The organism is Candidatus Baltobacteraceae bacterium (assembly GCA_036489885.1).
Lineage (GTDB): Bacteria > Vulcanimicrobiota > Vulcanimicrobiia > Vulcanimicrobiales > Vulcanimicrobiaceae > JAFAMS01.
Window position 1 is genome coordinate 680,533 of the sequence record DASXEW010000001.1, and the last position, 20,112, is coordinate 700,644.

Consider the following 20,112-nt stretch of genomic DNA (forward strand, 5'->3'; position numbering starts at 1 on the left):
CGCCTAAGTCTAAAGCGTCGCGAAAGGAAGTCCGCACCCAGGGGTGACCCGGCTCCGTCTCCAGGAACTCGTCAAGGATCGCTTTGGAATCAAGGCCGAGTCGATGCAGTCTAACCGCATCGATCTCGCTCTTGCGCGCGCGACGGCGGCACTGCGTGTCTCACCGGATGCGGCGGTGGATTGGCTGGCAACCGCTGGGACGGATCAGGCGGTGTGGCAAGACCTCATCGAGCTGCTGCTGGTTCGCGAGACGAGTTTTTTCCGGCACAACGCCTGGTTTGCGAGTCTCGAAGACCAGGTGCTCGCGCCGCTCATCGCAGCCAAGCGGGCCGGCGTAAAGCGACTCAACGTTTGGAGCGCGGGTTGTGCCTCCGGCGAAGAGCCCTATAGTATCGCAATCGCGCTCGATGGAATGCTGCGCGGCGAGAATTGGGAAGTGCGCATCATTGGAACGGACGTCAACGAACGCGCGCTCGATGCCGCGCGCACCGGGCGATACCGTGCATGGGCACTCCGCGAAGTCGATGCCGCGTTGCGCGCGCGCTATTTTACCGAAGTCGAATCCGACGTCTTCGAGATCGCGAAATCTATCCGCGAGAAAGTCTCGTTCTACGCGGTGAACCTGGCCGACACTCCGGGTATCGCGAACATCGATCTGCTCGTTTGCCGCAACGTCCTCATCTATTTAACGCCGGAGCATCAAGCCGGGCTCGCGCGCCGGTTGGCTGAATGTCTTGCCTCAGGTGGCTGGCTCGCGGTTGCGCCGGTCGAGGCGAATTCGGAATGGTTTCCGGGGCTGAGGCCTCTGCGGCTGCCGAGCGCGATCTTCTTTCAATATGCACGCACCGGCGAAGAATTGAGTCTCGTTTGAGTTCCGATCGCGATGCACGCAGAATTCGCGCGCCGCTCGACTGGAGAAATGCCTACGCGCGTTTGCGGTCGGCCGAGGAGCGTATCAATGCGATCGACCTGCGCTCGCAAGAAGAAATCGAAGCGCTCGTTCGCGCGCGCGCACGACAGCTCGAAGCACTGGCGAACGCGCCTCCGTTACCCGACGCCATCGACCTCGTGATATTGCTGGTCGCCGGTGAACGCTATGCATTTGACGTCAAAGAGGCTTCCGAAGCAATCGCCATCACGCATGTAACGGCCTTACCCGGTGTGCCGACGTTCTTTCGCGGATTGATAAGCCATCGCGGCAGCGTCTATCCGCTGCTCGACATTCGGCCGCTCGTGGGTGGTGCGCTGTTGCGGAGCGTCCAATTTTCTCAAGCGATTTTGTTCACCTCGGGCGGCGCGGCCGTTGCGGTAGGCGCGCATGCGGTCGAATCACTCCAGCGTGTCGACGTAGCCGGAATCGATGGGTGGCAGGCGGCAGACGGTGCCAAGATCGTCGATATGCGGGCACTAATCGCGGACGTCCGGCTCGTCGTCGACGATCGCATCGGCGTCGCAGAGCATTCATCGAGTGGGGATTCGGGCAATGCAGGCTGATCGCGCGGAGGCCCTGCGTGCGCGGCTGCTCGCCACCTTCCGGCTCGAAGCAGAAGAGCATTTGCAGACGATTGCCGCCGAGCTCGAGGTTCTCTCGGACGATTCGTCATCCGATACTCCGACGCACGTCGAAACGCTCTTTCGTGTCATGCATACGCTCAAAGGCGCGTCGCGCTCCGTAGGCCTCGAGTCATTCGAGGCGGCGGCGCATCGCTGCGAATCGATTCTGCGTTCGCACGTCGATGCCGGAACCGCCCCGGATGCGGGCACGATTCGCTCGCTCCGTGAGGCCGCGGAGATGTTCGCGGGCTTCCTCGCCGGAGCGGTTGATGCGAAAGATCTCGCGCAGGTCGGCGGTGAGAAGAAGGCGGCTCAGGTCGCGGATACGCCGGTTCGTACGCATGCCGTACCGATCACTCAGCCGGCGACTGACGTCATTCGCGTCGAGGCGTCGCGTCTCGACCGGCTCGTCGTATTAATGGAAGATCTGTTGAGTCCGAAGCTCGCCGTAGCTGCACATGCGACGCAGGCGATCGAAATCGCGGAAGAAATCGTCCGGTTGCGCGAAACCGCGAAGGGCGAGGTTCTGGAAGGGCTGCGGACGCTCGAGGCACGCGCGCGTCGTCATTTGGATGCGCTTCGCTCGGACCAGCGCGCCCTGCAAACGACCATTGACGACCTTTACGATGAGTTATTGCGCGCACGCCTGACGCCGGCGCAGACGATACTCGAGGCTTTTCCCGCGATGGTTCGAGATTTGTGCCGCATGACCGGGAAGGAAGTAGTCTGGAAGTCTTCGGGCGAGCACTTGGAAGTCGATCGGAAAGTGCTCAATCTCGTGAAGGACCCATTGATTCACATGGTTCGCAACGCGATCGATCACGGCATCGAATCGCCGGAGGAACGCGCTGCAAACGGGAAGCCGCGCGCGGGAAACGTCTCCGTAACGATCGCGCCCGCGGACGGAAACAAGGTCAGCATCGAAGTCCGCGACGACGGCCGCGGATTTGCGATTGATGCGATTCGCGGTGCTGCGCTGCGTTCGCATCTCTCGACACCCGACGCGGTCGCCGGTATGAGCGACGCCGAAGTAACGGAACTCGCGTTTAGTGCCGGCGTCAGCACGGCGCCCGTGGTGACCACGATCTCAGGTCACGGGCGTGGCCTTGCGATCGTCCGCGATTCGATCGAACGCGTCGGCGGACGTGTTTCGACCCGATCGTCGCCGGGGAAAGGCACGGCCATACGACTCGATCTTCCGGCGAGCATCGTCACGTATCGTGCGTTGCTCGTCAGCGCGGGCGGACAGCAATTTCTTTTTCCAATTGAATCGGTCGAGCGGACGCTCCTGATCTCGCGCGAAGATGCGCTGCCTGCGCTTGAGGCCGGAACGTTCGTGCAGAAAGAGCGGTCTCTGCCGTTTGGAAGCCTCGATGCGACGCTCGGTCTGATCCGGCACGGCAGCGACGACGAGGTTCGGCGTGAGATGCCCGCGTTGGTAGTCGCGAACGGCGACCGTCGTGGCGTCGTGCTCGTCGATGACGTGATCGGTGAGCGCGAGATCGTCGTGAAGCCGCTCTTGCCGCCGTTGCGTCGCGTGCGAAACGTCCTCGCTGCGGGCCTCTTGGGATCGGGAGAGCTGGTCCTCGTTCTCCGTCCCCTCGACGTTCTGACGTCCCTTGGTTCGCACGCAACCGTTCGCGATGAAAGCGACGCGCTCGCTCGACCGCGCATCCCGCGCGTTCTCATCGTCGACGATTCGATTACGACCCGCACGATGGAACGGAATCTCTTCGAGGTTGCCGGCTATCTCGTCTCGCTTGCGGCCGACGGTATGGAGGCGTGGGAGCTGTTGCAAACACAAGAGTTCGATCTCATCGTCTCGGACATCGACATGCCGAGAATGGACGGTTTTGAACTGACGTCGCGCATTCGGGGACACGCAACGCTCGCGAACCTGCCGGTCGTGCTGGTGACAGCACGCGAAGCCCTCGAGGACCGAGAACGAGGTCTTGGGGCCGGGGCGAATTCGTACGTCCTGAAATCAGGTTTCGATCAAACCGTGTTGCTTGAGATCGTTAGGAGGCTCCTGTGATACGTGTCTTGCTCGCGGAAGACTCGGCAGTCCAGCGCGAGTTTTTGAGTTACGTGCTGGAAACCGCCGAAACATTCGAGATCGTCGGCAAGGCCGTCGACGGTGCCGAAGCAATAAAACTCGCGGGCGAAGTAAAGCCCGACGTAATCCTAATGGATTGCCACATGCCGAAGGTCGATGGAATAGAAGCGACGCGGATCATCATGGAGACGTGTCCCGTCCCGATCGTCGTTGCCAGTGCGCGTTCGGAGGCGCGCGACGTTCAGATAACGTTCGAGGCGATCCAAAACGGTGCTCTCGCAGTCGTTAGCAAGCCGCCCGACCTCGGTTCGCCGGATTTCGACCGCGTCGCCGATGAGTTGGTCCGCACGCTGCGCCTCATGTCCGATGTAAAGGTCGTACGCCGGTGGCCACGCGATAAACGGCTGTCTGCGACTCGCGAGCGCGCAGCAATGCTTCCCAGCCCCAGAGTCATCGTGATCGCCGGCTCGACCGGAGCGCCCGGTGCGATTGCGGAGATTTTGACCGGTCTTGGTCGCGGTACGTGGCCGCCGATATTGCTCGTGCAACACATTGCCGAAGGTTTCGTCGAAGGATTTGCACTGTGGCTGGCCGCGCACACGGGCGTCGACGTACACGTGGCTGCCGACGGCATGACTGCGAAGCCGGGGAACCTCTACATTGCACCCGACGGTACGCAGATGTCTATCGAGCGTCCTTGCGTGATCCGGCTCGACTCGAGTGCACCGCCGGAGGACGGTTTTCGTCCGTCAGGGACGTTTTTGTTACGTTCTGCCGCGCATAATTTCGGACGGCTTGCAATGGGGATCGTGCTTACCGGAATGGGACGCGACGGTGTTGCCGGACTTGTCGAGCTGCAAGGTGCGGGCGCTGTTACCGTCGCGCAAGATGAGGAAAGCTGCGTCGTCTTCGGTATGTCAAAGGAAGCGATCGCAGCGAACGCGGCCGCTCATGTCCTCTCACCGGAGGGGATCGTCAACTTGATCAAAGATTTCTCGCCGACGCCGTTGACCCGGACGTGACGCTCGATCGTTTCGGTTAGCTTCTGTGCGAGGCGCGTGAGGTCGTGCGCAGCGTGCTCGACTTGTTGCGTCGCGGCGACCGACTGCATCGAGGCTTGCTCGATGCTTTGCATGGCAACTGCGATCTGATCCATTCCGATTTCTTGCTGAGCTGCAGATGCGCTGATCTGTTGCGCCGCGTCTGAGGCCGAGCCGATACTGGTTGCGAGAATCTCCATTGCTTGTCCCGAGCGTTTGGCGACTTCCATCCCGCTGTCGGCTACCTTCATGCCTTGCTCGGCCGCAAGGACGGCGTTTTGCGCGGACCGCTGAATATCGCTGACGATCCGGCGCACTTGCACGGTAGCCTCTTTGCTGCGTGAGCCGAGTTCCTTGACTTCGCCCGCAACGACGGCGAAGCCGCGGCCGGCTTCTCCCGCTTTTGCGGCTTCGATTCCCGCGTTGACTGCAAGGAGATTCGACTGTTCGGCTAACGTCGCGACCGTCGCGTTGATCTCGGCGATGGCTTGCGCTTGTTCGCTGAACGCGATGATGCGCTCGGCAAGAATCTCCATGCGCTCCTTCGCAGCTTCGCTGCCGCGCACGCTCTGCTCGACGGAGAGCTTTCCGTCTTCGGCCGTTTGCCGCACGCGCTGGGCGAGCTCGGCGACCATCTTCGTTTTTTGTGACGAGACTTCGGCGGTTTGCCGGACTTCCATTACCGTTACTGCGGTCTGACGCACCGCAGCCGCCTCTTCGGTCGCCGACGAGACCTGTTGACTCGTTGCAGCGAGAATCTGCGAGCTGGCGGACGCGAGGCTGGTTGCGGCTCGGCGGATTTCGCCGACCAGCCGTTCGAGAGACTCGGCCATTGCATTGAGGCTCGTTCCGAGCTGGCCGAGCTCGTCGTCAGGGTTTTCGACGGTGACGCGCGCGGACAGATTGCCTTCCGCAATCCAACCCGCGAGCAATCCGTACGAGCGTACGGAATGTTGCAAGCGTAGTTTCGCTTCGCGTGCCATCTCGAACATTTGCCGGTAGATGCGATCCAATTCGGTAATTTCGTCAGATCCGCGAAGCGGTTCCGCGGCTTCGCCCGCTGCCAGCCGGCGCGCATTATCCGCCAGATTTCCGAGCCGCCGTACGAATCGCAATCCGAAGAGCAACGCGAGCACGAGCGTGCTGAAGATGCCGACGGCTGCCGAGAGGAGCAGCACGCGTTCACCAACCGTAATGGCTCGATTTCCGGCGACGTTCAATGCAAAAGCAATCGCAGCCGCCTTCGTGCTCAGCGCGGCTTTGGCGCCCTCAAGCTCCGTCCCAAGGGCCTTTGACGACGGCGAAGTGATCAGCTTCGCCACATCTTTCATGCGATTTTGCTCCAAGAGCTGCCGTCCCGTGATGAAGAGCGCCACGACGGCCCTCGTGTCCTTTACGTAACGCTCGGCTTCCGGCTTCAGAACGGGATCGTTAGCGACAAGGTCCAGCATTTTGTTCTGCTGATCGGCAACGTCGCGCTGCGCGACAAACGAGCCGGCAAGGTCTTTGCGGTTATGCGTTTTTGCAAAGAGACTCGTGCTGCGGCTCATTGCGTCGAAGCCTTGCGTGATCAAATCCGATTCCTGAAGCACACGGGTCACGTGTTCCGAGATCTGGGTCGATTTTAGCGTCGTTCGAACCAGTCCCAATAGCAGCACGAGCGTCAGTACGAGAAATGCGAGCGGAACGATCGTGAGCAGGAGGATCTGAATGCGAATGCCTGCGACGGATTTATTTTTCATCGGACCGTTTCATGGAGCATGAGTTGAAAGCTGGTGGGACCTACGTTCGACCCCGCGATCGCTCCAAGCTTCCCATTGATGAGCGGAACCGGCACTCCGCCGACCAGCGCGGAATAGGCGTTTCCGTAGATGTCGGTAAGGTTGTTGGCCGAGAGTTGTATCCATGCGCTGCGCGCGACCGGGAAGCGCAGCGACGCATTGAACACCTCGAAAGCGGGCTCGTTGTAACTGTTGTTCGGGCCGAAGTAGGTGCAGCCGAGGAGCGCCAGCATGCCGCCTGACGATCTGAAGTTCAGCTCGCCGTAGCCTTGACTGTACGGAACCCGGCCCGGTGAGATTGCATTGAAGCCGTTGCCGCTGGCTTGGAAATTGATGTTGGGAATCACGCCGAGGTTCGTCGTGAACGGACCCGATGTCGTGCTATAGAATCCGGGTGACAAATCATAGGCGAAGGCTCGTTGCAGCGAACCTTGTGCCTTGAACCCAAAGCCGGCGCGCGGCGCGTCGTCCAAATGGACTTCGACGCCTTCGTAACGAGCGTTGCCGAGGTTCTCCGTTTCCGTCACGTAGAGCGGCTCTGCAATTCCGGCGGAGGGACCCGTCGGAGCCGCGTACGTTCCTTGCTGAGACGTTTCGGTCAAGAACATGTTGCGCAGGTGCGTGAAATAGAAATCGGTCGAGAAACGTAATGTTGTTTGTAGACGGCGATCGTAGCCGAGATCGAAGCCGAAAGCTTGCTCGGGTGCGATTTGGCCGTTGTTTGCGTTGACGAAGTAGCCCTGCGCAGCGCCGGGCGGATCGTGAATCGGCGTGCTTCCCGGAGAAGATAAGAGCGAAATGTACGGTGGCGCGATCGATCCGCCGGCGGAGAAGCGCCACACGGAGTCGACGTCCGGATGCCACAGCAGCGCGAGCCGCGGAATCGTTTGCGTGTGGGTTGCATCGCTCCACGTCATGCCGCCGTTCCCCGTGTAGTGACTCGCGTACGACGTCAAGTACGTGCCGAGCGTCATCGAAAGGCCCGGAGTGAATTGCACGAGCGCGCGGCTCAAGAAGGTCGTGAATTGTTGCGAGGAGCCAGGCGGGAGGACGACAGTGTTCGGTGTTGTCGGTGAAATCGCGAATTCGTAGGAGTCGTGATTCGAGCGATCCGCTGCCAGGGTCAGAAGAACGTCGCCTACGAGACGATCCGCTTCGAGCGAATAACCGCGAACGTGATCGGTGAGGATCGTGTAGTTTGCGGAGTCGGCGGTTCCCAGTGTGACCGGCTGGCCGTTGAAGAACGTCTCGACCGAAGGCACCGGCGCTCCGCCCGGAGTCACACACGCGAGGATCGCGTTGATGTCCCCGGTCGGGCAGAGCGCGATTCCGCCCCACGCCTTCTCGGTGACCGTCGCGGGTTGCCCCGGCGTATAGTCCTCGGCTACCGTGCTGTCGTATCCGCCGTAGGCGCGGGCCAGCAGCGTATTCTCACCGATCGTCGTTCGCAGCTCGGCTTGAAAAAGATTCTGCTGCAAATACTCATAGTAATTCGTGTTGGCTTGCGTATCGAAGGGGATCGACACACCGGCCGGGACCGACCCCGTGTATCCGGCCGGTGGCGCGAACGTCGAGAAGTTGAAGACAGGCGTGCCGGAGCCAAGAATCGACCCGGTGTAATTCTGTCCCGATTGTCCGCCGAGATAGCTCACGGTCAGCGTCGTTTGCTGCGAAAAATTGAAACGTAGCTTTGCGAGCTCGGCACGCGCGTTGTAGTCGGTGTTTACGGGCGTGCAGCACAGGTACACCGGTTCTGAAAAGTGTGAGGTTCCCGGTCCGCCGACATAGTTCGGTATTTGCGACGGCGTTATGTAGACGGGGATACCTAAGACTTGTTGGCCGTTGATCGTCCACGGCGCTTTCCCGAATGCGAGCCAAACCGGTGACCCGGCAATGGGATAGTTCTGAAGCGGTCCGGGCGTGCCCACCGTTCCGTATGCCAGCGCGTACTCGACCTTGCCGTTGGAAAAGGAACCTGTGGCACGCGCCGACGTGTCGATTCCGCCGTACTGATCCGTGCCGATCGTAAATGACGAAATTCGCGCAATCGTTGGGTCGAGCGTCCGATAGTTGATCGTCCCTCCGACCGCGTAGTTAATCTCATCCGGCATCGATCCGGGGCCCTCGGCGATCTCGACGTTTTGCAAGAGTGCTGGCAGGACGAGCAACGGGTTGAACGTGCCGAGCGCGCCGACTGAAACCGGATGGCCGTCGATTAGCGATTCGGTTTCGTAATAAAGCGCACCGCGCAGCTGCGGGTATTCAGGCGCTCCAAGCGACGCGTTGTTCGAACCGCCGCCGGCAGCGTTTGAGGTCAATGTTACGCCTGGAGCCTCTTCGAGTAGCTTCGTGACTTGGGTGCTGCCTTGGTCAACGAAGTCTTGCACCGGAATTATTTGCAAGGCCGCAGGCGTTTGATTGAGCGGTATTTTCCCACTCAATGCAGTTGAGACTTGCCCGATGACTTGCAGTGAGGAAAAGGACGAAGCCGTTAGCGTGACATCGACCGTCGCGTTTGTTCCCTGCGCAACGCTAAGGTCGTTACGGACGAATTCCGCGAATCCAGCTTTCGATATTCGTACCACGTACGTGCCGGGCTTCAGGTCTCCGAATGTGAACGTACCTCGGGCGTCGGTCTTCGTGGCGAGGTGAATCGCGCCGTCAAGCGCGACGGCTGCATCTGCGATCGGCTGGCCGCTCGACGTGCGAACGTGACCGGTCACCGTGGGAAGCGTCTGCGCCTGCGAAGTCCCGAACGTGCACACGCTGAGCGCGATGGTAAGAGCTGAGAATATGCTTCCGTGCCAAGTTCGGAACATGCGTCGCCCTCCTGCACCCAGTTCAGGGGTAGCGACACCGTGGACATATTGACTAAGCGACGTCTATGACGCGCCTAATGTACATCCGGCTTGACCTGGGTTAAGACGTCTGTTCTCGGCGAAAGGGCCAGCTCCTCATGTGGCGATCACGCGAGTCGTTGCCGTAGCGGAGCGCGAGTGCCCCGAGCGCCGCTAGGGTGAGGGCAAAGGCGAGCAGTTCCATATGCATATTCTAGGGTATTTCATCCATCGCAAAGAACGAATATTCTGATAGCATCAATCTCAAAACAAGATTGGAGAGATGCGCCCGTGCTGGAGCTCAAAGAGCTGCGAACCTTTCGCGAGGTCGCCCGGACCCTGAATTTCACGCGGGCGGCCGAGCACTTGAGCTATGCCCAGTCCGCCGTGACGACACAGATCCAGTCCCTCGAGCGGGAGCTCGGGCAGCCCCTCTTCAGGCGCCTTGGCCGACGCGTCGAGCTGACCGCGGCCGGGGAAAAGCTCGAATCCTATGCGGCCCGCATGGTCGAGCTGGCTGAGGAAGCTGTCAACGCCCTGCGGGAAGAGGAGGCGACCGAGACGCTACGGGTCGGTACGGCCGAGTCGCTGTGCACGTACCGCTTGCCGCCGATCGTCCAGGCGCTTCGTAAGCGGCATCCGCGCGCGAGCGTTTACGTCGAGGTCGAGGAGTGCGGCGTCGTCCGCAACGGCATTCAGAGCTGCCGCTACGACATCGGCCTGTTCATTGATGAACCGAAAGACTATGCGGGCTTCCGCACGCACAATTTCGGCGAGGTCGAGTTGGTGTTGATCGCTCCCAAGGGACATCGGCTCGAGGACCGCGCGAACGTACGTCCTGCCGATCTCGTGCGCGAAACGATTCTGGTTCTGGAGCCGACCTGCGCGTATCGCACGCTGTTCGAAGCGTTTCTCGCGCGCGCCGGACGGCGCGCGTCGGTCGTTTCGGAATTCAACTCGATTGAAGCCGTGAAGCAGTGCGTAGCAGCCGGAATCGGTATCGGCCTCTTACCGCGCTTTACTATCGAACGCGAGCTTTTGGACGGAAAGTACGCAATACTCCCGATCAATTTGCGCGGCAACGTCGCGACGCTACTCGCGTATCGAGAGGACAAATGGCTCTCGCCCGCGCTCTCGACGTTTATCGAGTGTTCGGCTACGGGGCTCGTCGTCTAGCTAGATATCCAGCTCCATCGGATCACCCCAGTAGGAAAACGGATGGGGATGATACCCCGTGATACGGCCATCGTAGACGGAGAAAAACGCGCGATCGTAAAGGATGATCGCCGGAGCGTCCTCGTCGATGATGCGCTGGAACTGGGTTGCGGCGGCCTCCTGCACTTTGGGATCGTACGAATGCAAGTAGCGATCGTCGAGTGCATCGACCTTGTGATTGCAGTAATGCGAAGCGTTCGCTCCGTTGGGAGGAGCGCCGGCGCAATCGTACACGCCGTTGATGTTCGCAAACACCGGGCCCATCGACTGCGAAAAGAGCGCGACATCGAACTTGCCCGTTTGGATGATTCCACCATTCGCATAGATTGCAAAGAACTGCGATGTCGACCACGTGTGAATCGTGATGCCGACGTTGATTTGCGCCCAGTCTTCTTTCAAGATCGCGGCGAGCGTCGCGCTCGGCTGATAACCCGAAGGAATCGCCATGTCGAGGTTGAGGGCAACCCCGTTTTTGTGGCGGATTCTGTCAGGGCCGACTTTCCATCCATCGGCATCCAGCATCTTCGCAGCAGCGGCGGGATCGTACTTGGTTAGTGGAAGTTCGAGATAGTTACGCGTGATAACCGGGACCACCGATTCCGTCATCCTCCCATTACGAAGAAAGACCTTATCGAACGACGTCGCGCGATCGGTCGCCATGCGTAACGCACGCCGAACGACTGCCTCCGAGACTGCGGGGTGTGTCACGTTGAAGAACAGCCCGCCCATGAATTGACTTAAGCGCGTTGCGTTTTTCTTGCCGGGTACGGCTTTGGCGGTTGCCACCTGCGTGCCGTTGATCAAGTCCGACAAGGAAAGTTCACCCGACTGCAATTCCGTGAGTCGCGTATTGTCGTCCGTGATGATCTTATAGATGACCTTGTGCAGCTTCGGCAGGCCACGCCAATAGTATGGATTCGCTTCCATCTCGACGTCGCTGCCGCGATTGTAGGCGGTGAAACGGAAGGGGCCGATACCAACCGGAAGCCCATTGTAGGCAGCGGTGTTGATCAACGTACTCCCGCCAAGGATGTGTTTAGGGAGAATCGCAGAGCCGCTTTGCGTCGAGAAATAATCGGAAATAAACGTCGCGTAGGGTTCTTTGAAGTGAAAAACGACGGTATATTTGTTCGGCGCGCTCGCGCTGATGAGCCGGTCCCACGGGTCGCGAACGAAGATGTTATTGCCGGGATTCTTTCCAACGGCGACGCTGTAGAGCACGTCGGATGAGTCGAATGGCTGCCCGTCGCTCCATTTGACGTTGTGACGCAGATGGTAGGTGATCGACTTCCCGTCTTTGCTAATCCCGTGATTGGCCGCAGTTGGTACCTCGGTGGCCAGCTCCGGAATGGGATTGCCGTGCGCGTCGAAGCGAAAGAATTCCGCCGCGGTCAACTCCACGAGCGCGGTGATGTTGCCTGACGACGCGAACCAAGGATTCAGCGACGAGACGTCGAGGCCGTCGGAATAGCTGAGGACATGCGCCTCGTAAGCATCCGCGCGTGGCGTAACCGCAGGGCCGAAAAGGAGCGCGAGAAGCGCGACAAAAGCGATCGTGCGTCGAATCATGGGCCCTCGTTCCTAGTGCGTCGTTATTGCTCCCGCTCCGAGGGGTGACGGCGCGAGCCGGACGAGCATCAAGACGACGTCATCGACCGGCTGCGACGTGCCCATCACTCGGCGTTGCACGAGCGCCGCAGGATTCGCAAGTGGCTCACTGACGAATGCATCGACCGCCGTCAGCAGCTCTGCTTCAGCCGCCTCGATGTTGCGGTTGAATTCGGTAACACCATCCGTATAAAAAAGCACGGCGGCGTTCGCTTCGAGCGCGACAGCATGCGTCTCGTAGTCAGCATTCGCGAGCACGCCTAGCGGCAGGCCGCCATAGGGTAGAAAGTGCGCACGGATTGTCGGACCTGCGACGATCGGCGGTGGATGGCCGGCGCTGGCGACGCGCATGGCCGTTCCCTTGGGATCGATGAACGCAACGAGAGCGGTCGCGATCGTCTGCTCCTCGTCGCGGAGCGTGCGATTCACTTTGGTCAGAATCTCGGCGGGATCGGTCGTGCTGAACGCCGTTGCAAGAATCCGCTGTCGAATTTCAGCTGCGGTGACGGCCGCGCTTACGCCATGCCCGAGCATGTCGCCGATCGAGACGACGATGTGACCGTCCGGTATCGTGAATGCATCGTACCAATCACCGCCGACGAGCGCTTCCCGGCCGGCCGTAAGGTAGAGCGCGTCGAAGGTGACGTCGCGATGTTCCGGCAGACGCTTGGGCAGGAACGCGCCTTGCAGGGTGCGCGCGATCTGCTCGGCATTTTCCAACTCACGCCGTTCCGCCTCGCGTTGCATCTGCTCGGCGAGCGAACGTTCCGAAGTGACCGCGCCGAGAATGAGTCCGGTAATCGACAATACGGCCATCAGCGTCATCAGATACGCGAGCCGTTGATCGAGCGTGCCGCCGGCGAAAGGCCCGATCTCGTGCTGCGTTCCGATGATCGCGATCAGCGATACGACGATGACGGACAGTGAGGTGACGCGTTGCGTGAAACGCAGTCCCGACCAAATGATGGCTGGGAAGACCAAGAAGCCCAGCCGCAGATTGTTGAGAAATCCCAGCCACGCGACCACCAACAACATAAATGGGAAGAGGGCAATCTCGAACTTCCGGCCGCTTGCCACGCGCAAGTCGCGCGACGTCAGCCATGTCAGCAAGAACGGTGCGAACAGCAAGACGCCCATCGCGTCGCCGTCCCACCAGGTACGCCAGACGATCCCGTAATCGTGCCAAGGGACGATACCCGCGCTCGCCAGCCACGTGACGCCGTTTGAGGCTGTGACGATCATCGCAACCGCGCCGAAGATCGCGAGCACGAGGACGTCGTTGACGCGTTCGAGCCGCGGATCGAAGCCGGCCCGCCGGAGAAAATAGGCGGCCAAGAACGGCCCGAGCGTGTTTCCAACTGCAATTCCCGCGGCGGTGAGCACGGGTTCGTGCGTCATCAGATTCGCGAGGAATGCACCGAGCGCCACGCCCGGCCATAGAGCCATCCCTCCGAGCACGAGGGCGCAAACGGCGATACCGCTCGGCGGCCAAACCGCGGTGACCTGGCGGACGGAAAATGCGAGCGAGAAGCCGATCTTCGCAAAGACGACGTACGCGACTGCGACCATGAGGATCGCGAGCGCGTAACGAACGCCGTTTTCTCGGCCGGAAAATGAAAAACTCGACACGTCTTTACTCACCGGGAAGTTCGCGTTAAGTATGGGGCCTCTCCCGTTTAGCGCGACCGTCGAAAACGCGTTACGTGACGTCGAGGAACGGCTCAGCGCCGATCCGGCGTCAATCGATTTGCGTTACGAACGCGCAAGCTTGCTCCAAATCCTCGGGCACACAGAGCTGGCGCGTATGGAATACGTCGGTATTCTTGCAAAACAACCCGGTGACGCTCGAGCCCTCAATGCGCTTGGGCTGCTTCTCTACAAATCTGGTGCGAGGACGGCGGCGCAGGCTGCGTTTGCCGAGGCAGCGAGCAAGCATCCGGATGACGTCGCAAGTCACCTTAATCTCGCGTACACGTTCGTCTTCGGTAGCAAGTTCGATCACGCGCGCCGGCACTACGAGCGTGTCCTTGAGCTCGATCCCGAGCACCCCATGGCGCATCAAGGACTCGCGTACGTTCTTGACGAGCTGGGCGATTCCGAAGGCGCAAACCGTCACCGCGGTTCGGGCTTTCGCGAGGCGATCATGGAAGGCTCGTATCGCGGCGACGGCGAGCCCGTGCGCGTGTTGTTGTTATGTTCGACGCTGGGCGGAACTGTTTCGACCGCGCAGTTTCTCGACGAACGCATCTTTCTCACGACCGCGCTCGTGGTCGAACTGTTCGACGATGAGGTTTCGCTCCCGCCGCATCACGTCGTCTTCAATGCGATCGGCGATGCGGATCGCTGTGCGGAAGCACTCGTTCGCGCAAAAGAAATTCTCGCACGAACGGATGCACCGGTCGTGAACCATCCCGATCACGTGCTCGTGACGGGACGCCTGGAGAACGCGGCGAGGTTGCGCGCCCTCGAAGGAGTTGTGGCTCCGCAGGTCCGTCAATTTTCGCGCTCGTCCGGCACGCAGATCGCACTCGCATATCCGATCTTGTTGCGCGCTCCCGGTTTTCACACCGGCCGCTTTTTCGTCAAAGTTGATCGTGCTGAAGAGCTTGCCCCGGCGCTCGAGAGTCTTCCGGGCGACACCATTCTTGCGATCGAATATCTCGACGGACGCGGTGCAGATGGGAAATATCGCAAGTTCCGTGCCATCATGGTCGATGGCGATCTATATCCGCTGCACCTCGCGATATCGCCCGATTGGAAAGTTCACTACGGATCCGCACAAATGAACGACGCAGCGCACCGGGCGGAAGAAGAGCGCTTCCTCTCGGACATGCCGGCGTTTCTCGGTGAGCGTACGATGCATGCCTTGCGGAACATCGTGCGGGCAATGAATCTCGAGTTCGGCGGCATCGACTTCGGCATCGATGCGAACGGAAACGTTCTGCTCTACGAGTCCAATGCGACGATGACAGTTGTCATCCCGGAACAACACGACACCGCGACCTACCGCCGGCTTCCGGCCGAGCGGATCGTGGTCGCGGTTATCAAGATGTTAGCGCGACTAAGCGCGCGCGTTGACCGTCTGCGAAGCCCCTGAGAAAACTGCGTCGGTCGCTGCGCCTTGCGAATTGTAGCTCGGCAGCGCGCCTGCGAGCGACTCCTGCGGGAGCGGCAGCTCGTAGTACTGCTGGAGCGGCACGCTATCGTGCGAGGCCGAGATCGTTTGTGGCGTCGAGGTTTGGCCGCCTGACGCTTGTTGCGGGGCACTCGCAATCGCCGCGATTTGTGCGCGTGCTTCGATCGGGCTGAGCATCCCGGATTGCAGCTCTGAGAGGATTTGCTGGATCTGCGCGCTTTGGGCGCTGGACAGATTCAGATCCGCTAGGGTGTTGCTCCCGACGCTCGATGTGGTTCCGTTAACTACCGCGAGGGACATAGTTGCTCTCAAACTTCCGTGTAATAGAGTCAGCTGGTCTTGCTATTGGTATCGGCGTCCCAAGGTGGGTTCTTTAGCCTTCCGGGGGATGATTTTAGGGGTAGACTGAACCGGGGGCGGGGGATGGCGAGCGGGGCACCAGCTGACTCGATTTGCAGTGACGGAGTCGCGATCGTCCGCGAGTTTTTAGCCGTGCCTAAGAACGCTGCCGCGGGGAGGGCTGTCCTGCGGTCGTTCCTCGAGGAATGCGCGGTTCGGTCGGAGTGGATCCACGAGGTCATGATCGCGGGCGGCGAAGCGCTGGCCAACACGGTCCAGCACGCCTACCCGGCGGGGACGCGCGGCAAGATGGTGCTCTCGATCTACTGCTGCACGGAGCACAAGATCATCGCGCTCCAGGTCCGCGATCGCGGAAAAGGCACGATGACCGAAGAAGGCGACCTGCCCTCAAGGCGAGGGTTCGGTCTCTTGATCATGCGGGCGTTGGCCGAGGCCGTCTCGATCGAGACCGTCGATGGGACGACGGTGACGATGGTCTTTAAAAAATAGAGGCCGGCGCTTCGACCACGATGGCGAAGCTGGGCGCTTCCTCTTCGAAGGGCTTACTGAATTCAGGCATCGCCTGGGCGGCGGGTGCTGCCGGCTGCGGGTCGCGGACGCGGCGCTTCCGCAGCATCTTGGCACGGCTCGGATTCGCGCGAACGAGCTCGAGCGTCGCGCGCAAATAGGCGTCGACGACGTTGAGCAACTGTCCCGTCGTAAGCGAAAGCCGCATGACGCCGTTGGATGAACCATTGCTGCCCGGCGTGTTGTCGGTGTGCGCGATCATCAAATCGCTCGGTGATTGCGCGACACGTGAATCGTTGGTCGCCGATTCCGATTGGTGCGTAAACACCATGTCGTGAACATGCGCAAAAGTCGGGTTAAAACCGTCTGGAATAACGATTCCGCGGCGTAGCGCGAACTCAGAAAAGTTGGCGCGGAGCTTGTCGTGCGAGCGCACCGAGAGCTTCGGTTCGGAGCCGAAGTAGAGCTCGATATACTGCGCAACGCGCTCGAGAACGACTTTGGCAAAAAGATAGAACGTTTCGAGATCGATGTGCGCGACATCGAGCAGATCGGCCATGTCGGTGTCCATCGTCGCCATCTCGTCGTCGTACGTGATCGCGCCGCCCTCGAAGGCGGGGTCCATGCGTGCAATCAGTTGAGCCAAAAGCTCTTTATAGTGTTTGGCCGTCGGGACGTGGCGCTCGTGGACCAGCTCGAGGTAACGATAACCGCGCAGGATGTGGCCAAACTGCCCGTGCAGGGCGGCGGCATCCCGGCTGGAGTGGCTCGAGAGCCGATCCCATTCAGCCTTCTGAAAAGAAAAGAGCTCGTCGCCTAGAGCTTCCATTAAAACGCCCTTCAACGAGGCGGACGCACGCTCATGCGGAGTTCTGTATAGTCCAGGTCAAAGGCGAAACGCGATAGGAATGCATTCCCGACGCGCGATGCCGGCGACCCGGGGCTCTTCGTTATGTCGGCGAGGACGCTCGTCAGCGAAATGCCGGCGAATTCGACGTGGCCGATGTGCCCGATTGCGCGCGTTCCGAGACCGCCCACGCCGACGACATGGCCGCGCATCTTCGTAGTGACCAGATCGGGGTGGGTCCGTGCGAAGTCCTCAGAAAGATCGATCGAGGCGTTATCACCTGTGTCGAGGACCAGGTTTTCAGCCAAGGTCTCGAGCCGGAACGCGACCGAGGGCGTGAACCCATCGAAGCTGAGCGCGACATGGGTACCGTCGATCGCCGACCCCGGCGGTTCGAAGGCAATCGTCCGAAGTTTGGGATCGACGCGAACGACCGCCCGGGCGAGGACGTCCGTCCCGATCAGGACGTCGGCTCCAAAACCGCCGACGTCAGGCAAGATCGCGAACAGTGCGGGACCCAGGTGCATCGAGCCGAGCGAGAGCGAATCGGCGCGGACGATGCCGCTGCTCATCGTCCCGAGCCCCGCGATCTCGAACGAACCGACGAGCTTCTTGCCCAGCCGGTCGGCAAGGTCCAAACTCATTGCGAGTCCGGGCGATCCTGTGTCGAGGACGCAGCGCGCGGCGATGTTCTCGACCCTGCACGGGAAACGCGGAAGATCGCCGGGTTCGAGCCCGAGCGTTTGGGCGCTCGGGGCAAAGGTGACCGGGGGGCCCGCCGGCGGCGATAGTGGGGCGTCCGCGATGTGCCGGTCATCGAACGTCTCGCTGCTCCCGTCGCCGCGGGCGACACTAAAAGGAAGCATGAGCGGCCCGACGCGTCGCTGATCCTCGTAGCGGTAGATGACGTCGTTGCCTTGCGCGACCGCGACCAAGAGCCCCGTAGCCGGGTCGAGCAGCGCGGCAAGTTGAGCGCCGTGCGGCGCCGTGACGGCGTACGGCGCAACAGACGCGTCACCCAGACGCCGCTCGGCGAGCGCCACGACCGTGCCGCCGTTCGCCGTGAATGTGGGTGACGTAAACGCATACGAAACGATCGCGCGCAGTGTGATCTGGAACGGATCGAGCAGCGTCGACTGCAAAATCGGCGTTTCGTTGTACCAAAAAAACGAAACACGTCCGCGCGCGGAGTTCACGACTGTTCCTCGGCAAACGACGCCGCGGCAACTTTGCGTTACGACGAGATCGCGTTGTTCGTCGATTTGCGTTTGCGTGTCCGCGATGCGGCTGACGACGTGGAAGCGCCAGGGCGCGCCCGATGACTGCATCGCGCGTTCAAGCAAGTCCGATTTGGCCGGCGTTGCGCCAACCAGGAGCATGACTGCGAACAGGCACAACCAACGCATGAGATGGACTTGCGGCCGCTGGACGGATACCTCCTCGATGGAAAGCCTTCGAAGCGCGAAGCGATCGAGCACATCCTTCGCGATCGTCTCGATGATCCGCGCGCAGCGCCATTTTATCGGGCATTTGAGGCGATTGGTGAGCGCGCGGCTGACGAAGCGCTGATCGCGATTCGGGCGCTGGCTGCCGGTAAGGCGCCGGAGGACGAGCTGATCCGGCGGTTGCGTGATCTTGTCCGGGCCGCCCGTGCCGGTCAGGGAGAAGACCCACGCGAAGCGTTTCTGCGCGAGCTTTCGTGACGTCGGAGCTCGCAGCGCAAGTCATCTGCACGGGCTTTACCGGAACGAGTGACGTGGATGCGCCGCTCGACCGTATCGCCCGCCTCGGTATTCGCGCAACGATTCTCTTTCCGCGAAATCTCGAGCATCCCAATCAAGTTCGGAATCTGACGTCCGCATTGCAGCACGCGCTCGGCGATACGATGCCGGCGCTCATCGGCATCGATCAGGAAGGCGGTGCGGTTGCGCGACTACGCGACGGCGTCGTTGCCCTGCCCTCGATGATGGCGCTTGGTGCGACGGGCGACATCGACTTGGCGCGCCGGGCGGCGCACCGCTTGGGCAGCGACTTACGTGCGCTCGGCGTCAATCTCGACTTTGCACCGGTTCTCGATCTTGCGCTCGAGCCGTGCAACACGGTTATCGGAACGCGTTCGTTCGGAAGCGATCCGCACCGCGTCTCTGAATTCGGGCGTGCCTTTGCGCAAGGCTTGCAAGCCGGAGGCGTTGTCCCGGTCGGCAAGCACTTCCCCGGACATGGCGCGACGTCGACCGACTCTCACGTCGCGCAACCGGTCGTGACGGTCGATGCGACGACGTTGCGCAAACGCGACCTTGTACCGTTCGCAAACGTGATTCGGGCCGGGATTCCGGCCATTATGACCGCGCACGTGGTCGTGCCGGCGCTGGATCCGGATTCGCCCGCCACGATGTCGCGCGCGATTCTATACGATCTTTTGCGTGAGGAGATGCAGTTCGGCGGCGTCGTGTTCAGCGATTGTGTCGAAATGGCCGCGCTCGGCGAAGCCGATGCGGCGGTCGCACCGCGCGCACTGCGGGCGGGCGTCGATTGCATTTTGATTTCGCATCGGCTCGATCTGGCCGAGGCGTCGATCGAAGCGATCGTCGCATCGGTCGAAAGCGGCGCGCTGTCATCCGAGCGGCTCGCGGAAGCGGCGGCGCGGATGCGCGCTTTACGTGCTTCTATCCCCTCGAACGGGCCGTATGACGCGGATGCGGAAGTTGGTCGAGAGATCGCCCGTAAGGCAGTTACGATCGTGCGCGGTGGCATCGCCCTCGAAGCGCGCGTACCGGTTACCGTGATCTCGTTCGAACAAGGTGAATCCGCCTCGCTCTCGGCCGCGCTTCGCAAGCGCGGGCACAAGAGCGAGATCATGCGCGTCTCCGTCGAGCCGCGCGACGACGAGCTCGAGCTGCTTGCGATGGTTCTCGCCGGAATGCCCGGAAGGCAGATCGTGATCGTGATGCGACGCGCTCATGTGCATTCGGGTCAAGCCGCAGCCATAAGGCGTTTGTTGCAGGCTGTGCCCAGTGCGATCCTGATCTCGGCGCGCGAGCCGTATGACGCTGCACTGTTCGAGACCGCCGAGAATCTTGTGTGCATCTACAACGACACGGAGGTCAGTATCGAAGGCGTTGCCGACGTGATGACTGCGCGTTCTGCGAACTCCTGACGTCGCGCTGCGTG

The 20,112-nt window shown here is 61.0% G+C and carries 16 protein-coding genes; 9 read left to right on the forward strand and 7 right to left on the reverse strand.

Annotated features, from left to right (window positions below; translation table 11 throughout):
• The first annotated feature begins 43 nt into the window (after nt 1–43).
• The 4 genes from VGG22_03235 to VGG22_03250 are packed head-to-tail and all read left to right on the forward strand — an operon-like array spanning nt 44 to nt 4,632.
• Complete coding sequence (locus VGG22_03235) at nt 44–871, forward strand: protein-glutamate O-methyltransferase CheR (GenBank protein HEY1727376.1); 828 nt, start codon at nt 44–46, stop codon at nt 869–871.
• Complete coding sequence (locus VGG22_03240) at nt 868–1,494, forward strand: chemotaxis protein CheW (protein ID HEY1727377.1); 627 nt, start codon at nt 868–870, stop codon at nt 1,492–1,494. Before VGG22_03235 ends, VGG22_03240 begins: the two co-directional genes overlap by 4 nt.
• Complete coding sequence (locus VGG22_03245; GenBank protein HEY1727378.1) at nt 1,484–3,589, forward strand: response regulator; 2,106 nt, start codon at nt 1,484–1,486, stop codon at nt 3,587–3,589. Before VGG22_03240 ends, VGG22_03245 begins: the two co-directional genes overlap by 11 nt.
• Nucleotides 3,586–4,632 carry a chemotaxis protein CheB gene (locus tag VGG22_03250; GenBank protein ID HEY1727379.1) on the forward strand — a complete coding sequence of 349 codons (1,047 nt, stop codon included), beginning with the start codon at nt 3,586–3,588 and terminating at the stop codon, nt 4,630–4,632. Before VGG22_03245 ends, VGG22_03250 begins: the two co-directional genes overlap by 4 nt.
• Here VGG22_03250 and VGG22_03255 read toward each other — a convergent pair.
• Nucleotides 4,560–6,392 carry a methyl-accepting chemotaxis protein gene (locus VGG22_03255; GenBank protein ID HEY1727380.1) on the reverse strand — a complete coding sequence of 611 codons (1,833 nt, stop codon included), beginning with the start codon at nt 6,390–6,392 and terminating at the stop codon, nt 4,560–4,562. The two genes, VGG22_03250 and VGG22_03255, sit on opposite strands and share 73 nt — an antisense overlap.
• Nucleotides 6,389–9,250, reverse strand: a complete 2,862-nt coding sequence (locus VGG22_03260) for a TonB-dependent receptor (GenBank protein ID HEY1727381.1) — start codon at nt 9,248–9,250, stop codon at nt 6,389–6,391. Before VGG22_03260 ends, VGG22_03255 begins: the two co-directional genes overlap by 4 nt.
• Nucleotides 9,251–9,559: 309 nt before the next feature.
• Between VGG22_03260 and VGG22_03265 the strand changes: the two genes are divergently transcribed.
• Entirely contained in the window at nt 9,560–10,444 is an 885-nt protein-coding gene (locus VGG22_03265; GenBank protein HEY1727382.1) for a LysR family transcriptional regulator, read from the forward strand.
• On the opposite strand, the gene VGG22_03270 is transcribed toward VGG22_03265, so the two are convergent.
• The gene (locus tag VGG22_03270; protein HEY1727383.1) at nt 10,445–12,052 is read right to left on the reverse strand and encodes a peptide ABC transporter substrate-binding protein; all 1,608 of its coding nucleotides are present in this window, start codon (nt 12,050–12,052) and stop codon (nt 10,445–10,447) included.
• 12 nt (nt 12,053–12,064) lie between these two features.
• On the reverse strand, nt 12,065–13,732 hold the full coding sequence (locus VGG22_03275; GenBank protein ID HEY1727384.1) for an MASE1 domain-containing protein: 1,668 nt from the start codon (nt 13,730–13,732) through the stop codon (nt 12,065–12,067).
• A gap of 19 nt (nt 13,733–13,751) precedes the next feature.
• On the opposite strand from VGG22_03275, the gene VGG22_03280 reads away from it, so the two are divergent.
• Nucleotides 13,752–15,188 carry a tetratricopeptide repeat protein gene (locus tag VGG22_03280; GenBank protein HEY1727385.1) on the forward strand — a complete coding sequence of 479 codons (1,437 nt, stop codon included), beginning with the start codon at nt 13,752–13,754 and terminating at the stop codon, nt 15,186–15,188.
• Here the strand turns inward: VGG22_03280 and VGG22_03285 are convergent.
• Complete coding sequence (locus VGG22_03285; GenBank protein HEY1727386.1) at nt 15,153–15,527, reverse strand: hypothetical protein; 375 nt, start codon at nt 15,525–15,527, stop codon at nt 15,153–15,155. The two genes, VGG22_03280 and VGG22_03285, sit on opposite strands and share 36 nt — an antisense overlap.
• 192 nt (nt 15,528–15,719) lie before the next feature.
• On the opposite strand from VGG22_03285, the gene VGG22_03290 reads away from it, so the two are divergent.
• Nucleotides 15,720–16,076 (forward strand): ATP-binding protein, encoded by a 357-nt coding sequence (locus tag VGG22_03290; GenBank protein ID HEY1727387.1) that lies wholly within the window; start codon nt 15,720–15,722, stop codon nt 16,074–16,076.
• Here VGG22_03290 and VGG22_03295 read toward each other — a convergent pair.
• On the reverse strand, nt 16,066–16,923 hold the full coding sequence (locus VGG22_03295; GenBank protein HEY1727388.1) for a hypothetical protein: 858 nt from the start codon (nt 16,921–16,923) through the stop codon (nt 16,066–16,068). The genes VGG22_03290 and VGG22_03295 overlap by 11 nt on opposite strands.
• Nucleotides 16,924–16,934: 11 nt before the next feature.
• Entirely contained in the window at nt 16,935–18,347 is a 1,413-nt protein-coding gene (locus VGG22_03300) for a retropepsin-like aspartic protease (protein HEY1727389.1), read from the reverse strand.
• A 3-nt stretch (nt 18,348–18,350) separates the two neighbouring features.
• Between VGG22_03300 and VGG22_03305 the strand changes: the two genes are divergently transcribed.
• Together VGG22_03305 and nagZ are read left to right on the forward strand one after the other, a co-directional pair.
• Nucleotides 18,351–18,644, forward strand: coding sequence for a hypothetical protein (locus VGG22_03305; GenBank protein HEY1727390.1), 294 nt, complete (start codon nt 18,351–18,353; stop codon nt 18,642–18,644).
• Nucleotides 18,641–20,098, forward strand: a complete 1,458-nt coding sequence (gene nagZ / locus VGG22_03310; GenBank protein ID HEY1727391.1) for a beta-N-acetylhexosaminidase — start codon at nt 18,641–18,643, stop codon at nt 20,096–20,098. The genes VGG22_03305 and nagZ overlap by 4 nt, the downstream gene beginning before the upstream one ends.
• Nucleotides 20,099–20,112: the final 14 nt, after the last annotated feature.